9 protein-coding genes and 1 pseudogene are annotated in these 9,739 nt (G+C 59.5%); 2 read left to right on the top strand and 8 right to left on the bottom strand.

Translation table 11 applies throughout. The features are described 5' to 3' along the window. Positions 1-8: 8 nt before the first annotated feature. The 5 genes from WD429_RS05955 to WD429_RS05975 are packed head-to-tail and all read right to left on the bottom strand — an operon-like array spanning position 9 to position 3,948. On the bottom strand, positions 9-1,205 hold the full coding sequence (locus WD429_RS05955) for a CpaE family protein (RefSeq protein ID WP_368421261.1): 1,197 nt from the start codon (positions 1,203-1,205) through the stop codon (positions 9-11). 4 nt (positions 1,206-1,209) lie between these two features. After that, positions 1,210-2,385 (bottom strand): type II and III secretion system protein family protein, encoded by a 1,176-nt coding sequence (locus WD429_RS05960; RefSeq protein WP_368421262.1) that lies wholly within the window; start codon positions 2,383-2,385, stop codon positions 1,210-1,212. Continuing rightward, positions 2,375-3,244 (bottom strand): Flp pilus assembly protein CpaB, encoded by an 870-nt coding sequence (gene cpaB, locus WD429_RS05965; protein ID WP_368421263.1) that lies wholly within the window; start codon positions 3,242-3,244, stop codon positions 2,375-2,377. Before cpaB ends, WD429_RS05960 begins: the two co-directional genes overlap by 11 nt. Positions 3,245-3,266: 22 nt before the next feature. Beyond that, positions 3,267-3,710 carry a TadE/TadG family type IV pilus assembly protein gene (locus WD429_RS05970; protein WP_368421264.1) on the bottom strand — a complete coding sequence of 148 codons (444 nt, stop codon included), beginning with the start codon at positions 3,708-3,710 and terminating at the stop codon, positions 3,267-3,269. A gap of 25 nt (positions 3,711-3,735) precedes the next feature. After that, complete coding sequence (locus WD429_RS05975; RefSeq protein ID WP_368421265.1) at positions 3,736-3,948, bottom strand: hypothetical protein; 213 nt, start codon at positions 3,946-3,948, stop codon at positions 3,736-3,738. A 372-nt stretch (positions 3,949-4,320) separates the two neighbouring features. On the opposite strand from WD429_RS05975, the gene WD429_RS05980 reads away from it, so the two are divergent. Next, positions 4,321-4,734, top strand: a complete 414-nt coding sequence (locus tag WD429_RS05980) for a YkvA family protein (protein WP_368421269.1) — start codon at positions 4,321-4,323, stop codon at positions 4,732-4,734. 207 nt (positions 4,735-4,941) lie between these two features. After that, a complete protein-coding gene (locus WD429_RS05985) occupies positions 4,942-6,150 on the top strand; it encodes an ammonium transporter (protein WP_368421266.1) in 1,209 nt (402 codons plus the stop codon). Positions 6,151-6,163: 13 nt separating this feature from the next. On the opposite strand, the gene WD429_RS05990 is transcribed toward WD429_RS05985, so the two are convergent. The 3 genes and pseudogenes from WD429_RS05990 to WD429_RS06000 form a co-directional block, all read right to left on the bottom strand. Further along, positions 6,164-7,243: a lipocalin-like domain-containing protein gene (locus tag WD429_RS05990; RefSeq protein ID WP_368421267.1), complete on the bottom strand. Its 1,080-nt coding sequence runs from the start codon at positions 7,241-7,243 to the stop codon at positions 6,164-6,166. Continuing rightward, positions 7,240-9,513 (bottom strand): FtsX-like permease family protein, encoded by a 2,274-nt coding sequence (locus tag WD429_RS05995; protein ID WP_368421268.1) that lies wholly within the window; start codon positions 9,511-9,513, stop codon positions 7,240-7,242. Before WD429_RS05995 ends, WD429_RS05990 begins: the two co-directional genes overlap by 4 nt. Beyond that, positions 9,510-9,739, bottom strand: a pseudogene (locus tag WD429_RS06000) (hypothetical protein); the annotation flags it as partial. The pseudogene WD429_RS06000 and the gene WD429_RS05995, both read right to left, overlap by 4 nt.

Genomic DNA, 9,739 nt, shown 5'->3' on the forward strand with positions numbered 1-9,739 from the left:
CCCTCTCCTTAACCAACCCGTAACAGCTTGCGCCGCACGCCCGTATGCTTATCCTTGCTTCCACCAGCCGCGTATCGCTTCAGCATGGTTTCCAGCTGTCGCTGGTACTGGCCTTTTTGCGGCAGTTTGTGCAGTGGCAAGCCCGCGTTGATGGACATCAACCGGCTAGACCAGTCCAGGGGCAGGGTACCCATGTAATCAATACCCACCGCCCGCTCGAGTTCTCCCAGTGCAGGTGCCCCCTTCTTCTCATAGCAATCCAGCACCAGGGATTTGCGGCAGTCACGGCTTAGATGCTCACGCCAGCGATCCAGTTGCCGGCGCGCTTCATGGGCCTGTTCGACAATGGGCTGAATCACCATTACCAGATCCTTGGCGTGCAGCCCCACCGCGCTGACCCAGAAGTCCGCAACCGCAGGGTCCACATTGACAACGATGTAGTCGAACATGCTCATCAACTGGCTGACGGCAATAAACAGGTCCGCGTTGCGATCATCACTGAGCGCTTCGGGCGACAGTTTCCCGGCCAGCAAACGCAGATTCGGCGCGTACTCCTCCAGTGCTGTCTCAATCATGGCCTGATCGAGTGACTCCGGATTCTGCAACAGGCTTTCCAGGGTCACCCGGTTATTGCTGTCCAGATAGAAGGCGTGCCGGTCCGTTGCCGAGGTATCCAGCGCCAGGATCCGGGCGTCCGGAAACAGCTTATTGGTGGTAAAGGCCAGGTTCTGCGCAAAAAAACGCGTATCCACCACCGGGCTGGAACTGGTCACCAGGGTTATCTTGTGTCGGCCGTTGGCGGGCCGGGAGCCAGCCGCCACCCGCTCGGGCGCGGCCTGAAGGAACTGCTGAATCCGGGCGCGGATGTCTTCACCATCACTGCTGGCGATAAAGCAATCCCGGGCACCGGCTCGCATGCTTCGCAGCAGGAAGTCCTGGTTAACCCTGCGCGTCACCGATACCACTGCAAGATCCTCGCGGGACTTGGACAGGGCACTGATGATCCGCAGCGCTTTTTCCGCATCGTTATCATCCGCCGCCACCATCGCGAAACGGCTACCGGTAGCCTCCACCAGGCGACTGACACGGGAAAGGTCCGACGAGGCAACAAACTCCACCGGCCACATGCCGTCCAGTGTCCGCTCCAGCCAGGTTCTGATACCAATGTCATCTGCCACACAAACCAGAATGTCGTCTCTGTTCATAGCATCACCAGCTCAGTCCGTGTTTGATGGGGCGTTCACCAGGGCGGGAATCCGTCGCCATGTCCAGCCAGCCCGTGCTGCTGTGATGGTAATCGCGGGCGATGGTCTCCAGCTTACCGTTGCCCTGTTTACCGGGGCTGACCAGATGTGGCGTGACCACCATGATCAGTTCGCGGTCTTCCCGTGCCACTCGGTCGGAACGAAACAACGCGCCCAGCACCGGCAGATTGCCAAGCCCTGGAATCCGGTCACTGTTGTTAAAGGTATTGCGGCTGACCAACCCACTGATAATGAATGTTTCGCCGGGTGCCATGGCAACGGTGGTTTCCGTGCGTCGCACCCTCAGGCCGGGGATGGTAATGCCCCCGGTGCTGACCCCGGCGGAATTATCCAGGTCACTGACCTCCGGTGCGACTTTCAGAATGATCTGATCTTCGCCCACCACCGTGGGTGTCAGGCTCAGACTGACGCCGAACTGTTTGAACTCCACCTGTATGCCATCGTCATCACTGCGCACCGGAATCGGGAATTCACCGCCAGAGAGAAAGGTGGCGCTTTGGCCGCTCAGCGTGACCAATGAAGGCTCCGCCAGCGTATAGGCAAAACCACCTGACTCCAGGGCGTTCAGGATACTCAGGGAGCTGTTTCCAAACCGGAAAAAGTTAAAGCCATTGGTTGCAATGCCTGTGGCACCACCGAAGCCAGGCACCATGGATTCCGGTGCGGCAAAGGACGCACCGAGACGCCCGCCATCGAACAACTTGGAGTAGTACACGCCCAGTTCATTCAATTCATTACGATTAACCTCAACAATGCGAATGTCGGTCTGCACCTGAGTTCCGAAGGGCAGTTTGGTGCCGAGAGTCGATGCAACAACGACCGGGGAACGCAACGGCTCCGACTGGCCTTTGAGCCACACAGAAAGAATGGCGGCACCCTGCGACTTGGCCGTCACCAACAGCTCCCGGTCACCAGACACCGATACCGCTGCCACGTCCGGATCAGAGGTAGCAACCTTGGCCAGGGTACCTGGAAAGCTCAGCACCTTTTGCTCCCCGTCACCCAATTTGACCGGAGCCCCATCCACCATGTCGTTGCCCAGGGTCGCCGCAGGCGCAACAACAGCCAGACTGCCCAACAACACGGCCGTTAGCCACAGGGCGATCGGTTTACCGTACATACACACTCCTTGATTCGGATCCTTCGAATACCTGTACGCGGGTGGAAGGTGGTGGCGTGGCGCGCCGGGTTGGCGCGGGTCTGGGTGGTGCCGGGAAAAGATCTTCGAGGTAGACCGCCTTGATGATGGGCTCTTCCTTTGCTTCCTTTGTCTCCTCTTCTTCTGACACTGTTTCCCGTTTTGGAGAAACCGCCACCAGCCGGAGGCTGCCTTCACTGGAAGCCAGTAACAAACGCGAGACCTTGTCTTCGGGAATCGACAACACAACCGTATTGTTTCGACGTGAATCGTTGTCTTCCCCGGCTTCGCCGTTGTAGGGAATGCCCTTGACCGCAAGAACCAGTACATTCCCCAAAAGTTTCAGGGCAGCGGGTTTGTCCTTGTCAGAGCGGCGAAAAGAAGCTGTTACGTCCACCCGGTCGCCGGGTCGCAACAAGCCACCTACGCCCGAGACATCATCAACGGCAATCGCCATGGCCTGATGCCCCTGCGGCACCAGGGTTTCCAGAACGCTGTCAGTGCGCATGTTCGCGCTGGCCAGCATCTGGCCGGCAGCCAAAGATGTCTTGATGGGTTGTCCGTAGGGAGCGTCGTCAGCACGAATGGCATCCGGCAAGGGATCAGAAGACGCAACCGACATAAAACCGTCTTCGGTCATGGTGTCGCCCGGCGACAAGGCTTTAAGGGCAACAAGGTAGCGGTACTCTGGCGAAGACGGCACTTTCTGCGACTGAACCACCTGCGATTGCCGGGAGGGCTCAGGCTGATTCTTGGTCGATACAAGACCAGCAATGGCCAGGCCCAGTGCCACCAGCGCCAACACCGTTGCAGGCAGTGCGTAAATCAGTCTCTTATTCATTATTGTGCCTTAGTCATCCAAACTAGAAGGCCATGGTTGCTTCCGCACTCATTGTCTCGGGCATAGGCGGAAACTTGCCCAGAAACCCGAACGTTAATTGAGGAACCATGGGCTCGGCCTTGTTGTCGCGGGAGAGGGTGCAAGTCAGGAAATTGTCGGGCGGATCACCCACCTTACATTCATCACCAGTGATTTCCGCTCCAGCCCTCAAGCGTTGGGATTTCGACGCCCAACCTTGCTCCAGGGTCGTATTGGCCGTGGCCACGATCTGACCAGACAGGTCATCGGCGGAATAACGGGCACGATCCACCCGCAATGCCGACGAAGCGGCCTGGTCCACAACACTCTGCATCTCATATTTTCCGAAAAACAGAATGCCGTAGGTAGTCGCCCCGTACAGCATGGCGATAACGAGAGGGAAGAGAAGCAGAAACTCAAGGGCAACCGTCCCTTTTTCCGATCTCATCAACAGCGCTCCCAGCCAGATCGCCTTACCCTCCGGTGAGGTCAATCCCTTCAAAGAGTGTCGTGATTTGATCGCCGAAAGCAAAAACCGCAGTCCCCAGCACGACGACGATCGCAGCAACCAGAACGGCATATTCCAACCCTGACGCCCCTTTCTGCTTTGACTTAAGCGGCAACTTCCTGGTTTGGATGTTGGCGGCGATACGATTGGACAGATTGTTGATCCGTTGAATACTCATGGCGAACTCCCTCGCATGCTTTATTGCATGGTTTTAACGTAGATCAGATACCGCTTCTAATGCGATAAATTTTGTTTTGTTTTTTGTTACTAACCGTCATGTTTCTTTGCGCGCGTCAATTGACACAGTTCAAAAAACACTCCCAAAGTACGGACCTAGTGTAGATTACGTCACAGAACAGTAGCACCACTTACACCTTTAAAATATTGCCCGTAATGACAAGAACATTAGCAATATCGGCCAATAGCACCAGGGTGAATTTGCCCCGCAACGCCTTCCCAGGCACCGATTTTCAAAGCATTGCCTGCCATCATGCGCAAGTGGGATACTGATGATAGCCAGCCCGTCGTCAACCTGACAGGATCAGACACTATGCCGGTCTTTACCCAGAAAAACGCAGAGAAGCAGTTAAACGCGGAAGCAGACAAGGTCCAACGTGATGACCTTGAAAGCCTGCTGGCCCGACAACGCGCCATTGAAGATAAAGTAAAAGGCAGCGGCAAACTCCAGCGTTTCAGCGGAGACATCAAACTGATGTTTTCCATGATTGGCGATTATTGGAACGGCAGCTACCGTAACCTGCCCTGGAAAAGCATTGCGGCCATTGCCGGAGCTCTCTTGTATGTATTGAACCCGCTGGACCTGATTCCGGACCTGATATTGGGCATCGGCTTCGTGGACGATGCCGGGGTCGTGGCCCTGTGTCTGAAACTGGTGGAAACGGACCTGATTCGCTACGCCGCGTGGAAGGAACAGCGGGAAGCCGCAACCCCAGAGGTAATCTGACCATATTGGTGCGAGCCCCCTCATAACGCACTCATTCAGTGCGTTAACTCCCTCGCTCGTTCGCCATCGCCCAAGGACAATCACCCCAACTGCCTTACTCTCTTGAACTTGCATTGTTTTGGAACACTCTTTGCTAACTCTGCACTCCATCAATGCACGCACTGCCCGGCAAGAGGCAGCCATTTTATCTATCAGGAGAGAAAACCCGTGGACATCACGAGTGCAGTACACACCCTGACCGAAAGCGCCAACACGCTGTTCATTCTGATCGGTGCCATTATGGTGCTGGCCATGCACGCCGGCTTTGCCTTCCTGGAAGTGGGCACCGTTCGCCACAAGAACCAGGTCAACGCCCTGGTCAAGATCATGACCGATTTTGGCGTGTCGGCAGTGGCCTACTTCTTTGTTGGCTACTACATCGCCTACGGCAATCACTTCATGGCCGGGGCCACCGAGCTGACCGCCGCCAACGGCTACGATTTGGTTAAATTCTTCTTCCTGATGACCTTCGCGGCCGCCATTCCCGCCATCATTTCCGGGGGCATTGCAGAGCGCGCCAAGTTCTACCCCATGCTGATTGCCTCGGGGCTGATCGTGGCCTTTGTGTACCCCTTCTTTGAGGGCATGATCTGGAACGGCAACTACGGTTTTCAGGCCTGGCTGGAGCGCCAGTTTGGTGCAGGTTTCCACGACTTCGCCGGCTCCGTTGTGGTGCACGCCGTGGGTGGCTGGATTGCCCTGGCGGCAGTGCTGCTGTTGGGTGCCCGAAAGGGGCGCTACCGCAACGGCCGTGTGGTGGCGTTCGCGCCGTCCAACATTCCGTTCCTGGCCCTCGGTGCCTGGATTCTGACCGTCGGCTGGTTCGGCTTTAACGTGATGTCCGCCCAGACTCTGGACGGCATCAGTGGCCTGGTGGCGGTGAACAGCCTGATGGCCATGGTCGGTGGTGTCCTGGTGGCCATGCTGGCAGGCCGCAAAGACCCGGGCTTCATCCACAACGGTCCACTGGCCGGCTTGGTCGCCGTATGCGCCGGTTCAGACCTGATGCACCCGGTAGGTGCCCTGATCACCGGTGGCATTGCCGGTGCCATTTTCGTGTACCTGTTCGAATGGGCGCAGGCCAAAATCGAGCGGTTGGACGACGTGCTGGGTGTTTGGCCGCTGCACGGTGTGTGTGGTGTCTGGGGTGCCATCGCGGCCGGCATCTTTGGCCAGGAAGCTCTGGGTGGCCTGGGCGGCGTCAGCCTGATGTCGCAGATTATCGGGTCCGTCGCGGGTGTGATGATTGCGTTTGCCGGTGGCCTGATTGTCTACGGCATCGTGAGCGCCATCTCCGGCCTGCGCCTGACTGAAGAAGAGGAATTCAACGGCGCAGATGTCAGCATCCACAAGATCGGTGCCACCTCCATCGACTAGGCACCAACAGCGCTTAGTACCCGGTCAGCTCCATGTAGCCCTCGCCCCGATGGCTGCCAGTGACACTGACCGGGCTTTCCCAGTAGGGAAAGCGCCCCAGGTTCCAGTATTCCCCCTCCGGCGCTTCCACCGTCAGATCCACCCCTCTGGACGGCACCCGGATGCGCCACCGCACCGGCACCTCCCCACGCGCCGTTTCCCGCTGATGGTCCGCCGTCACCTCCAGTTGTTCAGGTTCCAGGGCTACCGGGTTCCGCTCCGGGTTTATCCAGGTCCCGGAAAGGTAATCCCCATCTGACTGGCGCAGACGAAAAACCATGAGTTTGTCACCCGAGTCCAGGTGCAATGAAAACCAGTCCCAGCCCTGCTGCCCAGCCTTCAGGAACTGACTGCTCCACTCCCTATCAAACCAGCCTTGGCCGGAGACCTGGTAAGTCGTTTCCCCGATCGTCAGGCTTCCCAGGATCGCAATATCCACCAGACTGAAATACATGGAACCTTCACCACTGCCGGATTTCGCGCTGAATCCCTGATTGCCGTGGGCAATGGGCTCCCCCTGATTGACCAGGGTCAGGTCGTAAGCCCAGTCGTCACCATTTGCCCGTAAACGCCAATGATCGTCATCCTGATGCAACCGCCAGTCATCCAGCCAGACGTCAAGGGGTGCCGATATGGCACCCGCCTGCCCGATACCGCCCCGCGCCAGCTTTTCAGCAAACCAGTGGTCACCCTGAAATGACACGGCGGCATGGGCCATCCAGCCTGCCTCCAGGGGCCAGCCCCCGGATTGCGGGACCGCTCCGTCCGGCACCCGGGCCTTCAACGCCTGGCGGAACTGGGTCCACTGCAGGCCAATGGGCTCTCCCTCTGTCGTGGTCAGGTTGGCGGTGAGATACCACCACTCGATCCGGTGGCGTGGATGCGGGCCCAGGTCGTCCGGAAAGCTCAGGCGATCCCCCGGCTCCGGCTGCGCAAAATCCCCCTGCTCACCCCCCAGACCGGCGAAGCCGCTGTTCTCCCGCGAATCTGAACATCCCGACAAAACCCAGGCAGCAAACACCAGCCATCCAGCAGCCATGACGGCAACCTTCATCTCTCACCTCCCCGGGCATTGCCGGCCAATCCGGGAGGCGGCACCCGCCCTGTCAATTGCCGGCGCATCAGCAGTGCGATGCACCAGCCGATAGCCAGGCACAATGCCGCCATTTCCAGCCAGAAGCCCGGATACACCGTCATCGGCAACGACCAACCAAAGGCGAGTGGGTTAATGCGGCTCACCAACACCCAGGTAAGCCAGATCCCCAGGGGCCAGGCGATCAGCGCCACGGCACCGGTCAGCACGAGTGCCAGCCAGCGCAACTGACCGGCCACCTCCCGGCGTGACATGCCCCACACCGATAACAGCTCGAAATACCAAGCCCGGGTTGTGAAAAACACCCAGCCCATTATCAATAAAGAACAGGCCGCCAACGCCAGGGTCAATATTGTGATTGCCCGGGTCAGCAGGAAGGTCTGGTCAAACACGGCGGAAGCCAGGGCGCGAACGCTGTCGTTGTCCCTGATCAACGGCTCGCCGGTTCGCCAGGCACTGTTCAACGCCCGGTTAATCCGGTCAACAGGCAGGGCCCCGGTGTTAATGGAAAAACTCTCGAAAGCCGGGCGGTAGGTCCCAGGCAGACTGTCCCCGCTCATCAGGACTTCCCCCGCCGGGCGACCGTAGTCAGCATAGACTCCAACGACAGGCAAGCGCCGGGTGTGTCCACCTATCGATATCCGCACTTCGTCTCCGGGCTGAAAGCCTTGCCGGCGCGCCAGTTGCTCATTGACCATCACGGCGTTTCCCGCTGCCAGCTGCGCCCAGGAGTCTGGCGTAGCGGACAGGAGGTTCCAGCGGTTGACCAGCGGGCCAATGGGGGACAGGGCAAAAAGATCCGTCTCAACCGGCTCGCCATCCCGCCCGACACCTTCCACGCCGGCAATCCGCACCCTGCCCCGCTGCACCAGGTGCCAGTCTCCAATACCGTTCAAGCTGGACAGCGCCGCCACGGCTGCCCGGGATGACTCGCCCTCCGGCACCTCGACATAGAGCTCGGCCGCCAGGCGCTGACCCAGCCAGGCCTCAAAGGTATCTTCGAAGGTGGTGACCAGGGCCTGAATGGCCAGCACCATGGCCACCGCGAATTGCAACGCCACCACGGGCAAGGCAAGACGGCGAAACATTACTGACAGCTCCCGCAGCCGCCATTGCCGGACCACATCGCCGGTACGGTGGGCCTGCCAGCCGGCAAGCCCGGAAAGCAGCCGGGGCACCAACAGCCCCAGGGCTACGAACACCACCGCGATCCCGACGAATAACCCGATCAGCGTGGATGCCAGAATGACTGTCGTCAGACCAGCCAGCAACAGAGCCAGCAGCATCTGGTGATACATCCGGCTACCAGGCACCTGCCGCCAGAGCGGCCTGAGGGTATCGACAAAGCAGGCCGCCAGCACCACTAACATCATCACCAGTGCCTGCCGCAGCAGATCACCGGTTTGTACAGCGTAAAGCGGTGCGTCGAACAGCCTTTCCATAGCCTCCCCGAACCCGCCGCCCAGCACGCTGGCCAGCCAACGCCCAAGCCAGATGCCGGGCACCACACACAGGGTAGTCAGCACCGTCAGCTCCACCAGCAACCACCATCGGACGCTCGCGACGGGAACCCCGAAGCGTTCAAGCAGGGCAATACTTTCCCGCCTTTGCGCCACCCCCAACAAATAGACACTCCTCACCAGTAACGCAGTGATCAGCAACACCAGCACCCCGAGTGCGTCCAGGTTCAGCAGGAAGCTCTTGCCCAATTCGCCGGTATCGGGGCCCAATGAAAAATCGCGAATCCGGTAGCCCGGAGGCACGGCTTCAGCGGGCAGGGTACCCGCCACCAACAGCGACAGCCTCGCGGGGTATCCCTGCCCGGCGAGTTCCGAGGCCTCACTGATATCCAGGAACGGTTGCCCGTTAAGCCGGCCTTCCCGCGCCTGCCCGGGAACCTCATCGCCAAAGCATGCCCCAGCAAACGGATCGACACCGATAACCCGACCCTCAGGGGCGGGTCTCTGCACTTCCAGCCACGGCATGACGCACAGCCCCTGTCGGCGCAGCCAGGCAAAGTCGCTGACCGTGACCTCTGCCTGATCGGCGCGAACCACCTGCTGCCGACCGGTCACCGCCTGCTCACTTTGAGCCAGACTGGCTCGGGCATGGTCCGTCAGCGAGCTGACGCCGGTCCACAACGTGGTGGCGAGCACAATCATCAGCGCCAGCGCCGCCAGCTGCATGGGCTGGCGTCGGTAATGGCTGAACAGCGCGGCAAACAGGGTCATAACGCCGACGAGGTCACAACGGGCCGTTCCAGCCCAAGGTCCAGGCGAGACTGACAGCGGGCGGCCAGGGCCAGGTCATGGGTGGCCAGGATCAGCGAACAGCCGGTTTCCTGCTGCGTATTGAACAGACAGTCAGCCACGTCAACCGCCGTGTGATGATCCAGGTTTCCCGTCGGCTCATCCGCCAGGATCAGTCCGGGGTTCATGGCAAATGCCATGGCCAGGG

This window comes from Marinobacter sp., from assembly GCF_040904845.1.
Taxonomy (GTDB): domain Bacteria; phylum Pseudomonadota; class Gammaproteobacteria; order Pseudomonadales; family Oleiphilaceae; genus Marinobacter.

What these genes read in the sequence shown, in the direction of transcription:
- WD429_RS05955 (WP_368421261.1), bottom strand. Translation starts at nt 1,205, where the DNA reads ATGAACAGAGACGACATTCTGGTTTGTGTGGCAGATGACATTGGTATC.
- WD429_RS05960 (WP_368421262.1), bottom strand. Translation starts at nt 2,385, where the DNA reads ATGTACGGTAAACCGATCGCCCTGTGGCTAACGGCCGTGTTGTTGGGC.
- cpaB (WP_368421263.1), bottom strand. Translation starts at nt 3,244, where the DNA reads ATGAATAAGAGACTGATTTACGCACTGCCTGCAACGGTGTTGGCGCTG.
- WD429_RS05970 (WP_368421264.1), bottom strand. Translation starts at nt 3,710, where the DNA reads ATGAGATCGGAAAAAGGGACGGTTGCCCTTGAGTTTCTGCTTCTCTTC.
- WD429_RS05975 (WP_368421265.1), bottom strand. Translation starts at nt 3,948, where the DNA reads ATGAGTATTCAACGGATCAACAATCTGTCCAATCGTATCGCCGCCAAC.
- WD429_RS05980 (WP_368421269.1), top strand. Translation starts at nt 4,321, where the DNA reads ATGCCGGTCTTTACCCAGAAAAACGCAGAGAAGCAGTTAAACGCGGAA.
- WD429_RS05990 (WP_368421267.1), bottom strand. Translation starts at nt 7,243, where the DNA reads ATGAAGGTTGCCGTCATGGCTGCTGGATGGCTGGTGTTTGCTGCCTGG.
- WD429_RS05995 (WP_368421268.1), bottom strand. Translation starts at nt 9,513, where the DNA reads ATGACCCTGTTTGCCGCGCTGTTCAGCCATTACCGACGCCAGCCCATG.